Raw genomic sequence first — 20,033 nt, forward strand, 5'->3', positions numbered from 1 at the left:
TTAAGACTTCCTTAATTGATACCATGGAGTAAATCGGTTTCCAATCACACGCACCAATGTACTGCTAAACATACCTAACGCTCCTATTAGCACCATGCCAACCACGATATTGCTATAGTTTTGCAAGGTGAAAGATTCCCATGTGAAGTATCCAATTCCATGTTGCCCCGAAATCATTTCGGCAGTCACTAAACAGAACCAGCAAGTGCCCATTCCAATGGATAAACCAGTAATAATGTTAGGTAATGCACCCGGAATAATGACTTCATGAATAATGGCAAGATCAGAAGCACCTAGACTTTTTGCAGATGCAACGAGCCTTGGGTCAACTGCAGCAACACCATGTACCGTGTTTAATAAAATTGGAAATAAAGCCCCAATAAAGGTAATAAAAATCATGGAAGCTTCTGATGAGGGAAAAATCAGAATTGCTAAAGGAATCCATGCAACTGCTGGTATTGGACGTAATACTTCTAATGGTGGCATTAGAAAGGCAGCCAGTTTTTGGTAACGTCCTGCCAACAAACCAATACCTACACCAATTAGAGCCGCAAGCACAAAACCAATCACTACACGAAACACACTAGATTCAACATGTTCAAATGCAGCGCTGAGTTGAAAAAAAGCCCATAGCGCATGAATGACATCTAAAGGTGTCGGGACATTGCTAAAGTTCACAAAGCCTAAATTTACTTTAAACTGAGCAAGTCCTTGCCAAATGACTATCCAAAAAGCTATGGATGTAAAAGCAATCACGTAGCTTTTTAAACGCGCCGGATATGATCTCAACTGCTGAAAAAATTTAGTCAAAAATGTACTTTGGTTATTAGGTTTTGTCTGGGCTAAACTACTCATTTGTCACCTCCTGATCATTAGGTAAGACAACACATCAGCTCTGTGTTACAAGCTGAATAGCTTTAAAGTCATATACTTTTCCGCCCTGTTGTTTAGCCCATTTTTCAGCATCATCTTTTAATAAAAAGGCTTGAATTTGTCCTGCTTTGTCTGTGGCATACCATGCCAAATTGGCAAGTAACTTAATGTCGGACTGATGATCTTGGCTATAAACCACACGCACCGTTTTTCCATCGGCTTGTATTTTCTTTAAATCAGAAAAAGCATGCTCAGGCGTTTCATAGCTACGCACTTTTTCTTCACCCTTTACCCAAATTTGAGTCACCCGATCAAATGTCTTGATGGGTTGGCCTGTTAAAGCATCATTGGCAACCAAAGGTGATTTTGCATAGTCAGACAGTTGCTGGCTGTAATTAAGTCCAGATGCCTGAAATGCATCCTTAATGTATTGATCATCAATAAATTTATTTACATCAAGCGTACCGTCGTTTTTGCCTAAAACTTTTAAGGTATCTATCGCAATTTGAGTCGCTTTTCGATATTCAGGTTTCCACGTTAAGTCACGAGTTTGCAGACCTAAAGGGCCATGAAATAGATAAACAACTTCGGCAGGAATACCTGTTTTTTCAGCAATAAGTTCACTATATTTTTCTGGTTGTTCCCGAATCAGACGATTCGCTTCAATAGTTGCCTGTAAATAAGCCTTTATAACTTCCGGATGCTGCTGTGCATATTCCTTGCTGGCAAGCGAACCATGAAATGTTGGTGATTTTGCTTGTAAACCATCATAGATTTTTTTGGCAAAACCTTGGTAAGCAAATAACTCTCCAAATGGTACGAAGTCAGCATGTGCAGCAATCTTATGACTTTTTAATGCAGGTCCCGCCACTTCTGGCGCCTGAGCAATCACTTTAATATCTTTATCAAGTTGCCAGCCTTCAGCTTGAATTGCTCGTAGCAAAAGTCCATGAGCAGTTGACGCAAAAGGTACGGAAATAGTCTGCCCCTTTAGCTCTTTAAGTGAAGTTACTTTTGAGTCAATTGGAACAACAATCGCATTGCCGCTACCATTAATACTGCCTGACAATGGCGCTAAAAATATGCTTTCTTTCCCAGCTTTTTTAAATGCCGCTAAATTATTAACCGCAGGAAAGTCAGCCATTGCTCCCAAGTCTAAACGCCCAGCTACCATCTCACTGGTAAGTGGTGCACCAGAGGTAAAGTTTTTCCATTGAATGTCATATTTAACATTCTTGTTTTCACCATCTTTGGGTAAATATTTTGGTAATAAATTCAATTCACGAATGAGCAACCCACCTGTTGCACAGTTAATGGTGGTGTCTTGTGTACCAATCGCTACACGAACGGTTTCTGTTTTACTGCCGCACCCCAAAGTGCCAAGTACAATGGCACCAATTAAGCTACTGAGTAATAGTTTTTTATTGATCAATTTATTTTGTCTCATGTTGCGTATTCCAAATTAATTATTTGAGTAGGTATGGGATATTTACTTTGACTGCATCTGTTGGGCAGTCTTTTTCACAAGGCATGCAATACCAACATTCATCAAATTGCATATAAGCTTTTTGGGTTGTTGGATCGATTGCTAATAAGTCCATTGGACAAACATCTACACAGACAGTGCATCCTTTATCAGCAATACATTTATCTTCATCGATAATGACGGGTGCGACAGTACGGTGCTGTACTTCTTTAAAAATAAAAGCCATGATTTGAATTCCTGATTTATTTAGTCTGCTAGAGCAACATCTTTTTGAATGCGTAAACGGTCATACGACACAGCTTCATCTTGATTAATCGGAACCACATAAGGCTCGATTGGCTTTTTGAAACTGACCATGTTGCCGTGTTCATCTTTTTTCAAATGCGCGTGACAGAACCAATCCGAGTTATTCTTTTGAGGGAAATCTGCTCTATAGTGGTACAGTCCCCAGCGGCTTTCCTCTCTAAACAGTGAAGCTCTTGCTGCCATTTCCGCACAATCTCGAATAAAAGAAACTTCAGCGGCACGCATCAGCTCATGTGGGTTTCTGGCAGAAATTCGCTTAATATCCTGTTTAATTTCTTCAAAACGCTTGAGCCCAATTTCCATTTTTTGGCGAGTTTTAGGGGGCTGCAAATAGTCATTTACAAAACGGCGCAGCTTATATTCCACTTGCTCTGGAGGTAAACCTTCTGAGCAATCTAGTGGCGCAAATATTCGAGCTTTTTCTGCTTCTATTTCGCTTTGGTTTAATTCACTATCTTCAACTGCATTCACGTATTGCGCGGCATTTACACCTGCAAACCAACCATAGGTAAATGCACCAAGCATATAGTTATGAGGTACAGCCGCCATATCGCCAGCACTGTATAATCCCTTAACTGAAGTCTCAGCTTTTTCATTGACCCATACACCAGAAGCACTGTGTCCGCTACAGAAACCAATTTCTGAAATATGCATTTCCACCATATCTTGACGATAATTGGTTCCTCGACCCTCATGAAAACGTCCACGGCTTGGGCGCTCATTGGTATGCAAGATTTCTTCGATGGTTTGAATGGTTTCTTCGGCCAGATGATCTACTTTTAAATAAACAGGACCATTACCACTTTCCAGTTCTTGGTAAAACTCCCACATCATTTGACCACTCCAGTAGTCACATTCAATGAAACGTTCACCTTTACTGTTAGCGGTATAACCTCCTAAAGGTCCGGTCACATAGGCACAAGCCGGACCGTTATAGTCTTTAATCAATGGATTAATCTGGAAGCATTCTAAGTTAGCAAGCTCAGCACCTGCATGGTATGCCATTGCATAGCCGTCACCTGCATTGGTTGGGTTTTCATAAGTGCCCATTAAATAGCCGGAAGCTGGCAAACCTAAACGCCCTGCGGCACCACAACATAAAATGGCAGCTTTCGTTTTAATGACATAGAAATCGCCACTACGACAATCAAAACCAAGTACACCATTGATTGCACCTTGCTCATTTTTTAAAAGCTTTGTGGTGACAATCCGATTATTAATTTTGACTTGAGCACGCTTTAATTGACGGTATAAAACTTTTTTAACGTCATGACCTTCAGGCATAGGTAAAACATATGCCCCCATGTGGTGTACTTTTTTTACTGCAAATTCGCCGGTCTCATCTTTTTCAAACTTAATGCCCCATTGATCGAGCTGTTGAATGGTTTTGAAACTATGCTTCGCATATGCATATACAGTGGTTTGGTTAACTACCCCATCATTGGCAATCGTAATTTCTTTGGTGTACTGCTCAGGTGTTGCGTAGCCCGGAATGACAGCATTATTCAGTCCATCCATTCCCATTGAAATCGCCCCACTACGTTTTACATTCGCTTTTTCAATGAGCAAGACTTTTAAATTCGGGTTTTCTTGTTTGGCTTTAATCGCAGCCATTGGCCCTGCAGTTCCACCACCAATCACCACAATATCGAACTCAAGATATTTAGTTTCCATTGAATATTCCTTATTTTTATTTGAGTTATTAACGATGAATACGTAAACGGTACTGGAAGGTATCGCCCGAGAAATAGAGATATTCATAGTCAATAGGTTGGCCATTTGCGTTATGAGTCAAACGTTCGACCCGTAATACCGGAGTTCCGATTTCGACTTGTAACAAAGCCGCTAATTCTTCATCCGCTACCGTGGCATCAATACTTAAATCCGCATGTCCCAAAGGAATATCGCACTCTTGCTCTAATGCCTTGAAAATATCGGTTGTACGTAAATCAATCGCTTTCTCTTTAAGTTTCAAACCAATATGTTCTGGCAAATAAGTCAACTCATACGACACTGGCTGACGGTTGAGTAAACGAACACGTTGAATTTCATAAACATTGGCTTTAACGGGTAACTTTAATTTGGGTACAACATGCATCGGAACTTGCTTAAGCTCGGCGGAGATGACACGGTTTAAAATTTCGTGACCAGCAGATGACATTGCTTCTGCAAAACCTTGCAAACTTGAAATGTTCTGGAACGTTTTTGGCTTACTTACAAAGGTCCCTTTACCTGGCACCTTAAAAATATAGCCTTCCAACTGTAATTGGTTAAGTGCTTGGCGAACTGTGATTCGGCTTACACCGAACTGTTCAGCAAACTCGTTTTCAGATGGAATTTGACTCAACACGGCATATTCACCATTTACAATTTTGTTAAGGATGAGTTCCCTTAACTGATCGTAAAGAGGCTTGTGATTTTTGGGATCTTGGGGTAGCTGGCTCACGGCTCACAACCTGTTATAACAACTTGAGCAAATAATGTTTAAAATGTTTCAGCTTTGGAAATAATTTAAAGCGATAACTTTAGTTAAAAAAATAATTTCATTGATTATCAATAAATTAATAAATAGTTATCTATAAAAGTTGAATGGTTATCATAAAAAATACATTTGTGTTTGTTATGCTATAAAACATACTCCGTTATGCCATAAACGTAAAAATTAATATTATTTTTTAGGGGATAATATGCAACAAAAACAATTAAATACCCCTGATGATTCAGTGGAACAAGTCACCTTCTGGCAAGCCTTCTTATTTTGGCTCAAGCTTGGTTTTATTAGCTTTGGGGGGCCAGCTGGACAAATCGCTGTGATGCATCAAGAACTGGTTGAACAAAAGCGCTGGATATCAGAAAAAAGATTTTTACATGCACTGAACTACTGCATGTTGTTACCCGGTCCTGAAGCACAGCAGTTAGCAACCTACATTGGTTGGCTTATGCATAGAACTGCGGGAGGATTGGTTGCAGGTATTCTATTTGTATTGCCCTCTTTATTTATTTTAATTGGGCTATCTTGGGTTTATATAAAATTTGGAGATGTGCCTGTTATTGCAGGTATTTTTTACGGGATAAAGCCTGCCGTCACTGCAATTGTCTTTCATGCAACTTACCGTATAGGTAGTCGTTCGCTTAAAAATAAGTTTTTATGGGCCGTCGCGATTGCAGCGTTTTTTGCCATTTTTGTCTTAAAGCTTCCTTTCCCGCTTATCGTTTTATCAGCAGGTATTGCTGGCTATTTAGCGAGTAAAAAGTACCCAGAACTATTTTCCTCCGCGGGTGGGCATAAAGCTAGTCAAAAAGATTATGGTCCGGCATATATTGATGATGATACCCCAACACCAGAGCACGCTAAATTCCATTGGTCACGGTTAGCCAGACTTATTTTTGTGGCAATCGCTTTATGGTTATTGCCAATTTTAGCTTTAGGCGCATATTTTGGATGGCATCATTCCTATACCCAAATGGCTTGGTTTTTCACTAAAGCTGCGCTGCTTACGTTTGGGGGCGCTTACGCGGTTTTACCTTATGTCTATCAGGGGGCTGTCAATCATTTTGGATGGCTTTCACCTACACAAATGATTGATGGATTGGCACTTGGTGAAACTACACCCGGTCCACTGATTATGGTCGTTGCCTTTGTTGGTTTTTTAGGAGGTGTAAATCATTCATTACTAGGCTCTGAGCATTTATTTTTTGCTGGAGCACTCGGTGCAGTCATTGTGACTTGGTTTACCTTTCTATTTTCATTTGTCTTTATTTTTGCGGGTGCGCCCATTATTGAGTCTACACATAACGAAATTAAATTTACTGCCCCCCTCACTGCCATTACTGCAGCTGTGGTCGGCGTCATTTTAAATTTAGCACTATTTTTTAGTTATCACGTGTTATGGCCACAAGGCTTTTCAGGCCATTTTGATGCTATTGCAGCAATAATTACTGCTGCAGCATTTATTGCTTTATTCCGATTTAACATTAATGTGCTATATGTCATTTTTGCTTCAGCCTTGGTTGGGCTCGCTGTCACTTTCTTCTAGTTATTTACTGATTGAATTGATTTTTCAAAATCATAATCTCAATAAGGCCGAACAGCCCCATTACTGTTCGGCTATTTATATTTTTAGCCTGCTAACTGTGCAATTTGCGCTGCTGCATTATCTAAGGCAGCTTGACGTGCTTCTGGTCCGAAAGCGATCCCTTCCGCGCGCACAAAAGTGATATCAGTCACCCCAATAAAATTGAAAAACGCTTTGATATATGTTTCTTGATAGTCTAAAGCTTCAGCTGGTGAACCTTCTGAATACACACCACCACGCGAAGAAGCAATAATGACACGTTTCCCCTCTACTAAACCTTGAGGACCATTTTCCGTATAACGGAATGTTTTTCCAGCAACAGATAGTCGGTCAAGCCACGCTTTTAACTGTGATGGGAAGCTGAAGTTGTACATAGGTGCGCCAATTACAACGATATCTGACGATAAGAACTCATCCAAATATTGGGTGTTTCGTGCAACACGTTGTTGCGCTGTTTCATTATTAGGTTCAACACCTTGCCATGCTAAAAACTCAGCATCAGACAAATGAGGAATTGGCTCTAAAGCAAAATCGTGATGAATAATTTCTACATCTGGATAAGCTGTGCTGAGCTGACGAATAACAGATGAGGTGAGTTGGCGGCTAACAGACTGCTCACCTAAAATACTTGTGTCAATTTGAAGTAGTTTCATCGCTTATACCTACAGTATAAAATTGTTACTTGAGCTAATTATGTTACTACTATTATTCTTATGCACAAGAAGGCACATTTAGGGAACCAAGTAATATGACTGTAACCATACCTCATGATATCCAGAGTTCAGATTGCCAAAGAGTCAGTCAAGTGTTGGCTAGAGTTGGAGAGAAATGGAGTATACTCATTGTAATGACACTTGCATCACACCCTCATCGCTTTTCTGAAATAAAGAGACGTATCAATGGAATATCGCAGCGTATGCTTACCTTATGTTTGCGTGGTTTAGAACGAGATGGGTTGGTTAAACGTACGGTTTATCCTGTAATTCCACCTCATGTTGAATATGAATTAACTCCATTGGGCCATTCACTTACAGAGCCTGTAATTGCTTTAGGCCAATGGGCTCAGCAGCATATTGCGGATATTGATGCGGCAAGAGCTGCATTTGACGCAGCTCAGGAGAAACCAATTACATTAGACACTTAACGTAACTGCGAAGGACTCATGCCATAAAATTGTTTAAAGCGATGACTTAAATGGCTTGCTGAACTAAACCCACATACTAGGGCAATATCTTGCAAAGAAAGCTGAGATGACTGAATTAGCCCTTTGGCCTTGGTTAAGCGTCTTTGCATGACATATTGGTGAGGCGCCATATTCATGGACTGTTTAAACATATGAGCAAAATGGTATTCGCTTAAATTCACAACATTTGCCAAATCAGACAAAGTGAGTGCCTGATCTAGATGATCTTCAATCCATTCCTGAATATATTTGAGTTTATGAGGTGCCAGCCCACCCTTGATAGTAGGCTGTTGCCATTGAACACTGCTATATTTTCGAATTAAGTGATTCAACAATAAACTTGCCGTTGTACTCATTTGCAAATGATTTGAAGAATCTTGCCAATCGCAATCTAATAAGAAAAATTGATATAACGCTCGAATCCGTTCATCGTCATTAAAGACAACTTCGTTTAGTTCAATTTGATTCGGCTCTTTGTCCCATATTTTTTCAGCAACATCACGCAAATGTTGGTCGGTGTAGTACAAGTGGACAAATTTAAGCCCACCACGTATGTCCCAAGTTGACTCCTGATGTTCGGGTAATAGGCAAAAACGTCCCGGCCCACCACCATTTTTCCAGCCCGCAGGTGTTTTTTGATAGCTTTCATAACCATCTTGAATATAAAGACTTAAAGTGTGGTGATCGCTACAGACACTTACACGATCTTGCTGATTAGACCAAAATGCAAGTTGCATATTTTCATCAAGCACCACAGTTTCGTGAAGCTTGGCTTTAGACTGCTGCAGCTGTTCTAAAGTTTGATAAGCCATGCAAAATTAAAACGAATATGATTGAGCTTAAGTTAACCATATTCAGCAAAATTCAGCTAGTTTAGATCTATAAAAAACGCAAGATCTTGCATGTACAACACAAGAATATATACGTGAAAAATGAAGCATTCCTAGATACTTAAGCTTGGTAATCGAGGATGAAGTTATGAATATTTTACTCTATGTTGCGGTGGTGTTGATTTGGGGAACAACATGGATTGGAATTGCCGTTCAAAGCCATTATGCAACACCCGTTGTCGCAATTTTATGGCGTTTTGCCATTTCAGCCTTATTACTTTGGGTGGTTTTACTATTTTCAGGAAAATTACAGCGAATTGCTTTAAAAGATCACTTGTTCTGTATGCTGCAAGGACTTTGTGTTTTTGGCCTAAACTTTATTTGTTTTTATACTGCGGTTAAATATGTAAATAGCGGTTTAGAGTCTGTCATTTTTTCGATGGCGGTTTTCTTTAATGCCATTAATGCACTTATCTTTTTTAAGCAGAAACCTTCCCCAAACTTTGCGCCAGCTGCACTTTTGGGCCTAAGTGGTATTGTTTTACTATTTTGGCACGATCTGATTAATAGCCAGTTTAATGCGCAGTTATTAATGGGTATTGGGCTATGTGCAATAGGCACTTACGGTTTTTCTTTAGGGAATATGATTAGTGTTAGACACCAAAAACGTGGCCTAAATATCTTTTCAACAAACTGTTATGCCATGACTTATGGCGCATTGGTGATGTTAATTCTGGCTTTATTTACAGGACAAGATTTAATGCCGCCGATGAATTTCCCATTTTTAAGCTCGGTACTATACTTAGCTGTATTTGGCACGGTTATTGGGTTTTCAGCTTATTTTTCTCTGGTCGGACGAATTGGCGCAGCTAAAGCAGCCTATAGCACGTTGCTCTTTCCTTTAGTTGCTCTAACAGTTTCTACTTTCTTTGAAGGATATGAGTGGACTTTAAATGCTGTATTTGGAATTTTACTCATCTTACTTGGTAACTACTTAATGTTTAGTAAGTTTGAAATTGGAAAGAAGTTATTTAGCAGTCAAAAAAATTGTGAGAAGCAGGCATAAAAGCCTGCTTTTTTTATAAATCATAATTAATTTTAGCAGCCCGTTTTTAGCATCAACTCGAAATCTTTTAAAGCTGCAGCGGCTGTGGCTAAGGGCGCAGATGCCCCTCCACTGACCACAAATTCCCCCATTTCTTGCGTTAACACCCGAATGCATTTATTGGAACCTTGCAGATGAGCAAACGGATGATTTGCTGGGACTAACCTTAATTCAACGCCTGTTTGAATTTGCTGATTTTTAATATGAATAAAACCAACTAGACGAGGAATTACATTTCCTTTTTTCCAATCACGAATATGATCGGCCGTAACATGACTGATTCCTTGTCTTGGAATATCCTGAATTTTTACATCAGCTCCCAAAACAGTATTGGCTAGTATCGTAATTTTTGCAGCAGTATCCCATCCATCTACATCGAAAGAACTGTCAGGTTCCGCAATACCTTTTGCTTGAGCTTTTTCAAGAGATTCTGTAAATGCGCATTCATGTTGCAACATATCATTCAAAATAAAATTCGTGGTGCCTGTAAACACACCTTCAACTTCTAAAATTTGGCAGCCCGCCAAGTTATATTCAAACAAATCAACCGTCGGTAAAGCTGCAGCAGTTGCACCGCTAAAAAATAGTTTTTTATTATGTTGATGTGCCAAGCTAATTATTTTTTTGCCTTCTACGACTAAAGCACCTTTAGATACTGCTATCGCATTCATGTTATGTGTTAAAGCATAATTTAAATAAAATAGGCCTTTCCCACCGGTAACATAATCACTTGGTCCAGTTTCAATAATGACATCTGCTTGAACCTGTTCTAAAAACTTTTGCTCAGTTAGGCCTGCTTGATATTGTGTTTTATCTAGCCACTTTGAAGCTTGTAAACCTTCTTGGTCAATTAAGCCTGATGATGAGTTACAAACACCCACTAAACGGGCATCAATTTGATATTTTTGTTTATAGTAGGTCGATCGATTTAAAAGAAGCTCTGCAATTTGTTGCCCAATCCGTCCAAAACCACAAATTGCCACGTTAATTCGCTTCATTTCACTTTCTCAAAAAATTAAATGGTTTAAATCAATTTTCCAAAGATAATTTTAATATCTCATCTTGGAAAAATTGCTATTTATAGAGAAGGTTAAAATACTATATCGCTCAGATATTTGTTAGATTAACAATCTTAATAACCATATAAATTGCGACAGCAAAAACCATTAAAGCAAAGACCTTTTGTACAATTACAGACGGAATAAACCGAATAGCTCGGCGTCCTAATAACATACCGAATGCACATGCGAGTGCAAACGCACTAGTAATGGCGACTGGATAGTGAAAGCCCTCTGCAATATGCATCACAATACTCATTCCACTAATCAGGAAAATAATCATAAGTGAGGTTGCAACAATGCTATGCATATCCAAATTTGTGACTTTTCTAAGCGCGGGTACAATTACAAAGCCGCCTCCAACCCCTAACATACCAGTTAAAAGCCCAGCAATAATCCCGATGCTTGCAAGCACACCACCAGTTTTAAAATTCCAGATAAAGCGTCCCGTACTTGGGTTGACCTGACACGGCGGGTTATGAAAATCTGAAACTCGGTTACTGATAAGTCGATAGCCCACTGTAAACATGACCAAGCTAAACATTAACATGAGCCAAATAGGTGAAATCGTGTTAGCTATTAAAATGCCGATATGTGCCATAGGAGCACCAATTAAGGCAATCCAGATCGCAGCACGATAACGAACAATCTTTTTAAATAAGCCTTCAATGGTTCCTATGAGAGTAGATAGCGCAACCGCCAATAACCCAATTGGCGCAGCTTGCGCCACACTCCAGCCTTGACTGGTCATAAGCGCGGGTACAGCAAGAATGCCACCACCCGCACCAGTAAGACCAAGTAAAAAGCCAATCACAATGCCTTCAACGACAAGTAATAACATATTAAAAGCCTAAAATTGCATATACATCGTTTGCAGTAGACTGCTGGTTAATGAGTGAGTAGATATTGTCTTCTTGCGAAGCTTTAGTCGCTTCTCAGGGTAAAGCGTTGCTTTACTTATCCTCGCTCAGGTTTGACCATCCACTCGCGGCCCTTGAGCATGCCTTGCCAGTAAATCGGCGGTAAAATTTGCTCTTTAAGTAGCCATGCCAAACGAGATGGTTTTTGTCCATCAATCACCCATTTTGGAAAACTTGGAAGTAATTTGCCGCCGTAGCCAAACTCAGCCAGAACGATTTTTCCACGCTCTACTGTGAGTGGACATGAGCCATAGCCGTTGTACTCGCAGAAGTTTTGCTCACCTTTGAGCTGGGCTATAACATTAACCGCAACGATCGGAGCTTGTGCCCGTGCCGCAGCAGCAGTTTTGGCATTAGGCGCATTCATCACATCACCTAAAGCAAAAATATTGGCGTGCTGTGTGTGTTGTAGGGTTTGAGGATTCACACTCACCCAGCCGGCTTCATCAGTAAGAGTACTTGCACGAATAAAGTCGGGCGCTTGTTGTGGTGGAACAACATGCAACATATCGAAATCTGTTTCGACCAATGCTGCATTTTCATCATTCACCACTTTGAACCATGCTTTCTTTGCAGGCCCGTCTACTTTGACAAGTTGATGGTTAAAATGAAGTTCTGAACCATATTTTTCAACGTATTGCATTAGTGCAGGTACATATTCCTGCACACCAAATAAAACAGCACCAGTGTTATAAAAATGGATAGAGATATCTTTAAGTTTGCCTTGCTTTAACCAGTAGTCCGCTGAAAGGTACATTGCTTTTTGAGGAGCACCGGCACATTTAATCGGCATAGGTGGCTGGGTAAAGATTGCCTTTCCACCGTTTAGCTGTTGCACCAGTTCCCATGTATACGGCGCTAAATCATAACGATAGTTAGACGTCACCCCATTTTTACCTAAGGTTTCAACTAAGCCTTCAATGCCATGCCAATTGAGTTTTAAACCGGGACAGACGACCAAAGCTTTATATTGAATAGGTTGGCATCCTTCCAAAATAACCTGATTATGCTCTGGGTCGAATCCAGCAACCGCAGCTTTCATCCATTTTACTTTTGAAGGTATCACACTTGTCATTGAGCGTGCGGTTACTTGTGGTTTGAAAATACCGCCACCAACCATGGTCCAGCCCGGTTGATAATAATGTGTATCTGCGGGATCAATAATGACAATATCTAAATGAGGTTCACGACATAAAAGACTAGACGCTACAGAAATTCCTGCTGCTCCAGCGCCCACAACCACAACGCTATAACAAGGAATTGTGGCTGGTTCATGATCACGTTTTAAAATACGTGGCACTAAGCCTTTTAAGTTAAAACCAAGTTTGTTAACCGATTCAACTAACAGTGCTACATCTTGTGGGGCAACTTCAGCCAAAGCCCACAAACTGATTGCACGCATACCAGAACGGCAATACGCTAAAACAGGTTTTTGGGCATTCTGATAAAGCTGCTTAAACTCGGTAACTTGTTGATCGGTAATTTTACCACTGGTAACAGGTTGATAGATTAGATTTAGACCATATTGTTGAGCTGCTTCTTCAATTTCAATCACGTTAGGTTGATCTGCACCTTCTCCATCTGGACGGTTACATATCAGAGTTTTTATTCCTTGATCTGCAATTTTCGCAATATCGTCGGCAGTAATCTGGCCAGCAACATAAAAATCTTGATTAACTCGTTTAAGTTCCATATTGCCACCTTATAATTGTGAAATTGAGCCGCAAGACTGATTAGCAGGAAGTGCTTTATCGATTTGTTTTGGATATGGCAGATTTAAGTTATTCATTAATTCAATAAAATCTTCACGCGAGCGATTCTGACCTAGACGTGAATTATTTAAGCGTTCATAACCAATTGTTGAAGACAGACGACCTTTGTAATCGTGCCCTGGATACACAATAGTCTCGTCAGGCAGGCTAAAAAGTTGTTTATGAATACTGTCATAAAGTGTACCTGCATTACCTTGCTGGAAGTCAGTTCGACCGCAGCCGTCAATTAATAATGCATCACCAGTGAAAATCATGTTTCCAACTAGGTAACTCGTACAAGCATTGGTATGACCTGGTGTGTAACGTGCTTCAATAATGAGGTCGCCAACTTTAAGCATGCAACCATCAGTAATTAAAATATCTCCGCAACTTACTTCTGAGTTTCGGTGTAAAACCGATTTGCAATGAAAACGTTCACGAAGTAAATTTGCAGCGGTAATATGGTCTGCATGAACATGTGTATCTAAGGTATAGATGAGCGTAAATTGATGCTGCTCTAATTCTTTTGTATAAATCTCTATATCTGATGCAACTGGGTCAATTAAAACAGCCTCGCGTGTTTCTTCACACCCAAGCATATATGTATAAGTCGAACTTTCTTTTTCAAAAAACTGCTTAAAGAACATGATTTATGCCCCAATAATTTATTTCTTTCCTATATTTTGCAAATAAGATGCCAATTATTTAAAATTAAATAATAAATATAAAAATCAAATATTTAAAATAACAAGTAAAACTAAACTTAGAAAATGAACTCAGCTTGATGTTCCCCTGAAACTCAAGTATGTTTCAATGAAACGATTGTGAAACAAAGATAATGGCAAAGTTAAATTTTGAGTTAGAACAGGATTTTTATATTTTATTTGAGCAGCTTAAAGCTCTATTCCCAAATGCGAGTCTGTTTTTAGCAGACACAACGACTCAAGCAATTCACTATAAATTTAATACAGATGATATTTCTGTTGAGAGCATGGCAGCGCTTACTCAAGACCATCACAATCAATATCTCGAAGTTAATACTCCTAAAATGAGAAGGCGATTTATCTATCAAGAACATGATATTTACATCGCAGAGCATCGAATTATCGGGAAATTGCATATTCTACAGCCCGTTAGCATAGAGAATGATATTGTTGATGAAGTAGAGCTAACAGAACAATTGCAAGACTTGGCTAAAGTTTTCAATAGTTGTTCACCAGAAATGACTCGTATGTTTTCAATTATTCAAAGAGTGGCAATTACTGAGTTTCCAGTGCTCGTACGCGGTGAATCTGGTAGCGGTAAAGAACTGGTGGCACAAGCAATTCATGATTATAGCCAACGTAAAAATAAGATTTTTGTAGCGATTAACTGTGCAGCTTTAAATTCTAATATTTTAGAAAGTGAACTCTTTGGGCATGTGAAAGGTGCTTTTACGGGAGCAATTCGTGACCATAAAGGCGTGTTTGAACGTGCCGCAGGCGGAACGCTGTTTCTGGATGAAATTGCCGAGATTCCTTTAGAGCTTCAAGCTAAATTATTACGGGTGTTAGAAACAGGTGAATTTACTCCTGTAGGTGGTGAAAAACCGATTCAGGCCAATATCCGCATTATTACAGCAACACATAAAGCTTTACGCGAAGAGGCAAAGGCTGGGCGTTTCCGTCATGATCTACTCTACCGTCTACGCGTAATTCCAATTTTCATACCACCACTCAGAGAGAGAAAAGTCGATATTCCTCTTATTGTCGATCAAATTTTAAAAGAGAGCTCCACTCAACTCGACACAATGCCTCGACATGTCAATCAAAAAGCCATGCAAGTTTTATTGAATTATGACTGGCCAGGAAATGTTCGTGAGTTAAAAAACACCCTGCTTTATGCTTTAACCATGGCAAATGGTAAGGTTGAAATTGAAGTCGAAGACTTACCAAATGAACTCTTAAATGCAGATGATTACGTTAAATTACCCGAGACAAATGCAGAGCTTAGTCCAGAAAATGTACAAGCCGCTTTAGAAAAATATAACCATAACCTGAATATGGTCGCGAATATTTTTGGAATTAGCCGTACCACGCTTTGGCGATACAGACAAAAGCATAAGCTTTAGCTAGGTATTTAGCTCATCTAAGGCGTATCATATTGCACTTGGTTAGGTTCGTTAGTTCAAAGGCTTTATATGATTGTTCGTGATAAAAGCAATGTATTTAAATTATTATTTGCTTGGAAAGGAACAATTTTACCGAAGGTCTTGCCAGCACTGAGTTTTGTTGTCTTTATTTCAGCATGTGTGGTCTGGCTCTCTTATTATCATTGGATTCAAATTCCTACCGTACCCGCGATCGGATTTACCATCTTTGGTGTGATTCTGTCCATTTGTACAGGCTTTAGAAATAACGCATGTTATGACCGTTGGTGGGAAGGCCGCAAGCTCTGGGGTGCTTTAATTGCCAATGCCAGACATATTGTTAGAGATAGCCATGTTTTACCTAATGAACAACGTGAACATTTAATTCATCAGGTCTTAATTTTTAGTAACTTGTTGCGTGATCGACTACGTCAACAAACAGTCGAACCCACCAAATTTCTTGAGCATGCCTATTTAAATAACTCTTCACTTAATTATTTAAATGAGCATATTAATGCACCGCAATTTGTACTCGAAAATATTCAAAAAGATTTAGTTAAAATACTAAAGGACGGCGAAATTAGTGACATTATCTATGGCACTCTGACACGCCATATTGTTGAGCTAGGCAATATCCAAGCAGGTTGTGACCGTATTGCTGGGACACCTTTACCCTACTCATATTCAGTACTTTTACACCGTGCCGTTTATTGTTTCTGTTTCATATTACCGTTTAGCCTTGAAGCAGCTCTAGGTATTTGGACACCGCTTATTGTCGGCTTAATCGCTTATATGTTTTTAGGACTAGATGCATTAAGCGCTCAAATTGAAGAACCTTTCGGTTTGCAAGAAAATGATTTACCGCTCGATTCAATTGTGCGTTTGATTGAGCGAGAGTCTCTAAGCTCTTTAGGACAGCCATTACCACCCATTATTGAAGCCCAAGACAACAATTTACTTTAATAAAAAAGAGCGAATCATCGCTCTTTTTTATAGGCTTAAGTGTCTATTTATGGATGTACAATAATCTTAACGGCTGATTCATTGTTATGAATTAAGGTTTCAAAACCTTGTGAAATCAAATCATCAAGTTGAATGCGCTGGGTAATAAAAGGTTCCAGATTTATTTTACCTTCTTCGACCAGTTTAATGGTTTCTTGATGGTCATTTACGTAGGCAATTGTGCCTCTTACATCGAGCTCTTTCATTACAACACTGTGCACATTAATTGATGCTGGGTGGCTCCAAATTGAAACAATAACAATAACGCCTGTCGGTTTTACTGCTGCAACCAAGGTATCTAATACCTTGTTAACGCTACTACATTCAAACGCGACGTCGACACCATCGCCATTAGTAATTTTCATGACCTCAGAAACAACATCAACTTCTGACGGGTCTAAAATATAATCTGCGACTCCCGACTCTTTGGCTTTTTCTTTACGTTTTGCACTTAGTTCGGTAATGATGACCTTAAGCCCTTTAGCTTTTAAAATTGCCGAAAGCAACAAACCAATTGGACCTGCACCGCCAACCAGTGCAGTATCACCAGCTTTTGCACCACTACGTACGAAAGCATGATGACCCACCGATAACGGTTCAATTAAGGCTGCCTGATCTAGCGGAATTTTATTGGAAATTGGATGCACCCAACGGCGTTTAACTGCAATTTTTTCCGATAAACCACCACCACGACCGCCTAAACCAATGAAGTTCATATTTTTAGAAAGATGATAATTATCACCCGGTCCAGTCGGCACATCATCGGCCACAATATAAGGCTCTACGACGACATGCTGACCAATTTCAATATCATCCACACCTTCACCTACGGCATAGACTACACCTGAAAATTCATGTCCCATGGTAATTGGCGCAGATTCACCTGAAATAGGATGCGGATGTCCACAAGGTGGAATAAAAATTGGTCCTTCCATAAATTCGTGCAAATCTGTACCACAGATTCCACACCAGGCTACCTTAATGCCTACAGTGCCGGGAGTGACTTCTGGTTCAGGAATATCTTCAATACGGATATCACCTCTGTCATAAAAACGCGCTGCTTTCATTATTATCTCCCTCAAATCAGGATGTTGTTTTAGCGATAGACTATTCCACCGTCCGTTAAAATAGATTGACCTGTTATATAGTCCGAATCTTCACTTGCCAGAAAAGCAACTAATGCGGCTACATCGTCTGGTGTTTGGGCTCTACCTAAAGCAATACCTTTCACATATTTTTTATAAGTTTCACCAATTGCGGCACTGGTAATTTCAGCAAAACGTTTATCGATTTCAACCCACATGTCAGTTCCGACAATTCCGGGACAATATCCATTTACCGTAATACCGTGACTAGCATATTCTTTTGCCGCAGCTTGAGTAAGTGCTCGTACCGCAAATTTGGTTGCCGAGTAAATACCGAGTAAAGCAAACCCATCGTGGCCTGCAATTGAGCAAGCATTAATGATTTTACCTTTATGTTCGCGTTGTTTAAATTTTGCAGCAGCAGCCTGTATTCCCCACAGTACTCCACCAATATTAATATCAACAATTTTTTGAAATTCATCAGGTGTGATATCCGCAATCGCTTGAACTTGTGCAATTCCAGCGTTATTAATCATGACATCAAACCCACCAAGGGCCTGCTCAGCATGATTTATAACAGCATACACCTGCTCGCGGTCACTTACATCAGCAATAAAAGTGCTCGCATTTACACCTAAAGCCTGAATTTCCTGCTGCACATCGTTCAGTCGATCTTGTTTCATATCAACTAATGCAATATGTGCCCCTTCTTGCGCCAAGCGCAGGGCAATCCCACGGCCAATGCCTTGGGCTGCCCCAGTCACTAAAGCGACTTTATTTTTTAATCCCTTAACCATGTTCAACTCCTGTAAATGTAGAATTTCTACATATGAATCGCTCGTTGCATTGAAGCCAAAATAGATTCATGCATGGCTTCTGATAATGTTGGATGCGGGAAAATCACTTGAGCTAAACTTTCATCAGTTGCTTCTAGATATTTCGCAATGGCAAATCCTTGGATATGTTCGGTCACTTCATGACCCACCATATGTGCACCAAGCAGCTCGCCCGTTTCTGCATGTACCACCGTTTTAACGAAACCTGACGCATCTCCAATTGCTAAAGCTTTACCATTTGCAGTTAAAGAAAACTTACCAATACGTATAGGTAGATTCTTAGCTTTTGCTGCATTTTCCGTTAAACCAATACTTGCCACTTGTGGATGTGTAAAAATACAACCGGGTATCTGGCTACGGTCGAGTGAATGGACGTTTGCCACACCAGCGATTTTCTCGACACATATCATGGCTTCATGGCTTGCTTTATGAGCGAGACAAGGCGCTCCAGCAACATCACCAATGGCATAAAGCCCTGCTACGTTGGTTTTACAATAGTCATCAATTGCCACAAAACCTTGTGGATTGAGTTCTACACCTAAACGTTCTAGTCCTAGCCCTGTGGTATTCGGCTGTACACCAATTGCCGAAAGCACGCGATCAAAAACAAGCGTTTGAACATCATTTGCCGTTTCAACCACACAGTGGACTTGCTCATTTTCAATCTGAATACTTTGAACGACAGCATCGGTTAAGACTTTCATACCTTTTTGTTCAAATTGTTTTCTGACAAATTGGGCAACTTCCACATCTTCAGTAGGTAAAATTTGTTTAGCCAAATCAATAAGGGTCACCTGACATCCCAAATCTTGATAAAGGCTAGCAAACTCACTACCAATTGCACCTGAACCTACAACCAGTAAACTTTTCGGTAACTGCTCTGGAACAAGCGCTTCTTTATAGCTCCAGACATATGTTCCATCGACAGGAAGTTGAGGAACATGTCGGGCTTTAGCTCCAGTTGCCAAAATGATATGTGGTGCACTCAAAGCCTGCCTATTACCTTGAGCATCGGTCACTTCAATTTTTTCTTTCGCTGTAAGTTGAGCGCGACCACTAAAAACAGTGACCTGATTCTTTTTCAACAAGTAATCAATGCCTTGTACTAATTGAGCTGACACTTGTCGGCTATGTTGCACAAGCTTTTGAATATCAAAATCGAGTTGGGATACCTGAAAACCAAACTGTCCGGCATGTTTAAACTGGGTTGCGAGCTCTGCCCCTGCAAGCAAAGCTTTGGTTGGAATACAGCCCCAATTTAGACAAATTCCGCCTAAATGTCGCTCTTCTACAATTGCGGTTTTTAACCCGAGCTGGGCTGCACGAATTGCAGCCACATACCCACCCGGTCCCGCGCCAATCACAATTAAATCAAATTGAGCTTCTGACATGCG

Annotated in this window: 19 protein-coding genes; 5 read left to right on the forward strand and 14 right to left on the reverse strand. The window is 40.0% G+C overall.

What is annotated here, in order from left to right:
• The 5 genes from EGT34_RS01745 to EGT34_RS01765 are packed head-to-tail and all read right to left on the reverse strand — an operon-like array spanning position 1 to position 5,111.
• Positions 1 to 855 (reverse strand): ABC transporter permease, encoded by an 855-nt coding sequence (locus EGT34_RS01745; RefSeq protein WP_000096309.1) that lies wholly within the window; start codon positions 853 to 855, stop codon positions 1 to 3.
• Between the two features lie 34 nt (positions 856 to 889).
• Positions 890 to 2,320: an ABC transporter substrate-binding protein gene (locus EGT34_RS01750; RefSeq protein WP_024437284.1), complete on the reverse strand. Its 1,431-nt coding sequence runs from the start codon at positions 2,318 to 2,320 to the stop codon at positions 890 to 892.
• Positions 2,321 to 2,339: 19 nt separating this feature from the next.
• Entirely contained in the window at positions 2,340 to 2,585 is a 246-nt protein-coding gene (locus EGT34_RS01755) for a 4Fe-4S dicluster domain-containing protein (RefSeq protein ID WP_000864074.1), read from the reverse strand.
• Between the two features lie 20 nt (positions 2,586 to 2,605).
• Positions 2,606 to 4,339 (reverse strand): fumarate reductase/succinate dehydrogenase flavoprotein subunit, encoded by a 1,734-nt coding sequence (locus EGT34_RS01760; RefSeq protein WP_000448785.1) that lies wholly within the window; start codon positions 4,337 to 4,339, stop codon positions 2,606 to 2,608.
• Between the two features lie 28 nt (positions 4,340 to 4,367).
• On the reverse strand, positions 4,368 to 5,111 hold the full coding sequence (locus tag EGT34_RS01765; RefSeq protein ID WP_000080820.1) for a GntR family transcriptional regulator: 744 nt from the start codon (positions 5,109 to 5,111) through the stop codon (positions 4,368 to 4,370).
• A 241-nt stretch (positions 5,112 to 5,352) separates the two neighbouring features.
• On the opposite strand from EGT34_RS01765, the gene chrA reads away from it, so the two are divergent.
• On the forward strand, positions 5,353 to 6,702 hold the full coding sequence (gene chrA, locus EGT34_RS01770; RefSeq protein ID WP_001186380.1) for a chromate efflux transporter: 1,350 nt from the start codon (positions 5,353 to 5,355) through the stop codon (positions 6,700 to 6,702).
• Between the two features lie 83 nt (positions 6,703 to 6,785).
• On the opposite strand, the gene EGT34_RS01775 is transcribed toward chrA, so the two are convergent.
• Positions 6,786 to 7,394, reverse strand: coding sequence for an FMN-dependent NADH-azoreductase (locus EGT34_RS01775; RefSeq protein ID WP_024437285.1), 609 nt, complete (start codon positions 7,392 to 7,394; stop codon positions 6,786 to 6,788).
• 95 nt (positions 7,395 to 7,489) lie between these two features.
• Between EGT34_RS01775 and EGT34_RS01780 the strand changes: the two genes are divergently transcribed.
• On the forward strand, positions 7,490 to 7,885 hold the full coding sequence (locus EGT34_RS01780; protein WP_071543088.1) for a winged helix-turn-helix transcriptional regulator: 396 nt from the start codon (positions 7,490 to 7,492) through the stop codon (positions 7,883 to 7,885).
• Here EGT34_RS01780 and EGT34_RS01785 read toward each other — a convergent pair.
• Positions 7,882 to 8,736, reverse strand: coding sequence for a helix-turn-helix domain-containing protein (locus EGT34_RS01785; RefSeq protein ID WP_000331400.1), 855 nt, complete (start codon positions 8,734 to 8,736; stop codon positions 7,882 to 7,884). The genes EGT34_RS01780 and EGT34_RS01785 overlap by 4 nt on opposite strands.
• A gap of 166 nt (positions 8,737 to 8,902) precedes the next feature.
• Between EGT34_RS01785 and EGT34_RS01790 the strand changes: the two genes are divergently transcribed.
• Complete coding sequence (locus tag EGT34_RS01790) at positions 8,903 to 9,820, forward strand: DMT family transporter (protein WP_001023744.1); 918 nt, start codon at positions 8,903 to 8,905, stop codon at positions 9,818 to 9,820.
• A 32-nt stretch (positions 9,821 to 9,852) separates the two neighbouring features.
• On the opposite strand, the gene EGT34_RS01795 is transcribed toward EGT34_RS01790, so the two are convergent.
• From EGT34_RS01795 to EGT34_RS01810, 4 genes are all read right to left on the reverse strand, one after another.
• The gene (locus EGT34_RS01795; RefSeq protein ID WP_000822386.1) at positions 9,853 to 10,857 is read right to left on the reverse strand and encodes a homoserine dehydrogenase; all 1,005 of its coding nucleotides are present in this window, start codon (positions 10,855 to 10,857) and stop codon (positions 9,853 to 9,855) included.
• A gap of 109 nt (positions 10,858 to 10,966) precedes the next feature.
• Complete coding sequence (locus EGT34_RS01800; RefSeq protein ID WP_000925654.1) at positions 10,967 to 11,758, reverse strand: sulfite exporter TauE/SafE family protein; 792 nt, start codon at positions 11,756 to 11,758, stop codon at positions 10,967 to 10,969.
• A gap of 116 nt (positions 11,759 to 11,874) precedes the next feature.
• A complete protein-coding gene (locus tag EGT34_RS01805) occupies positions 11,875 to 13,530 on the reverse strand; it encodes a TIGR01244 family sulfur transferase (RefSeq protein WP_000421165.1) in 1,656 nt (551 codons plus the stop codon).
• Between the two features lie 9 nt (positions 13,531 to 13,539).
• Entirely contained in the window at positions 13,540 to 14,235 is a 696-nt protein-coding gene (locus EGT34_RS01810) for an MBL fold metallo-hydrolase (RefSeq protein WP_000465445.1), read from the reverse strand.
• A gap of 191 nt (positions 14,236 to 14,426) precedes the next feature.
• Between EGT34_RS01810 and EGT34_RS01815 the strand changes: the two genes are divergently transcribed.
• Both EGT34_RS01815 and EGT34_RS01820 read left to right on the forward strand, forming a co-directional pair.
• The gene (locus EGT34_RS01815; protein ID WP_001096440.1) at positions 14,427 to 15,698 is read left to right on the forward strand and encodes a sigma-54 interaction domain-containing protein; all 1,272 of its coding nucleotides are present in this window, start codon (positions 14,427 to 14,429) and stop codon (positions 15,696 to 15,698) included.
• Positions 15,699 to 15,767: 69 nt separating this feature from the next.
• Entirely contained in the window at positions 15,768 to 16,679 is a 912-nt protein-coding gene (locus tag EGT34_RS01820; RefSeq protein WP_000636994.1) for a bestrophin family protein, read from the forward strand.
• Between the two features lie 47 nt (positions 16,680 to 16,726).
• Here the strand turns inward: EGT34_RS01820 and EGT34_RS01825 are convergent, their stop codons facing one another.
• From EGT34_RS01825 to lpdA, 3 genes are read right to left on the reverse strand one after another with little or no spacing between them, the layout of a single operon-like run.
• Entirely contained in the window at positions 16,727 to 17,785 is a 1,059-nt protein-coding gene (locus EGT34_RS01825; RefSeq protein WP_000642318.1) for a 2,3-butanediol dehydrogenase, read from the reverse strand.
• Positions 17,786 to 17,814: 29 nt separating this feature from the next.
• Entirely contained in the window at positions 17,815 to 18,600 is a 786-nt protein-coding gene (locus EGT34_RS01830; protein WP_000238439.1) for an acetoin reductase, read from the reverse strand.
• Between the two features lie 26 nt (positions 18,601 to 18,626).
• Positions 18,627 to 20,030, reverse strand: coding sequence for a dihydrolipoyl dehydrogenase (lpdA, locus tag EGT34_RS01835; protein ID WP_001287535.1), 1,404 nt, complete (start codon positions 20,028 to 20,030; stop codon positions 18,627 to 18,629).
• Positions 20,031 to 20,033 lie beyond the last annotated feature (3 nt).

The sequence above is a fragment of the Acinetobacter sp. FDAARGOS_558 genome (assembly GCF_003937785.1).
Classification (GTDB): domain Bacteria; phylum Pseudomonadota; class Gammaproteobacteria; order Pseudomonadales; family Moraxellaceae; genus Acinetobacter; species Acinetobacter baumannii.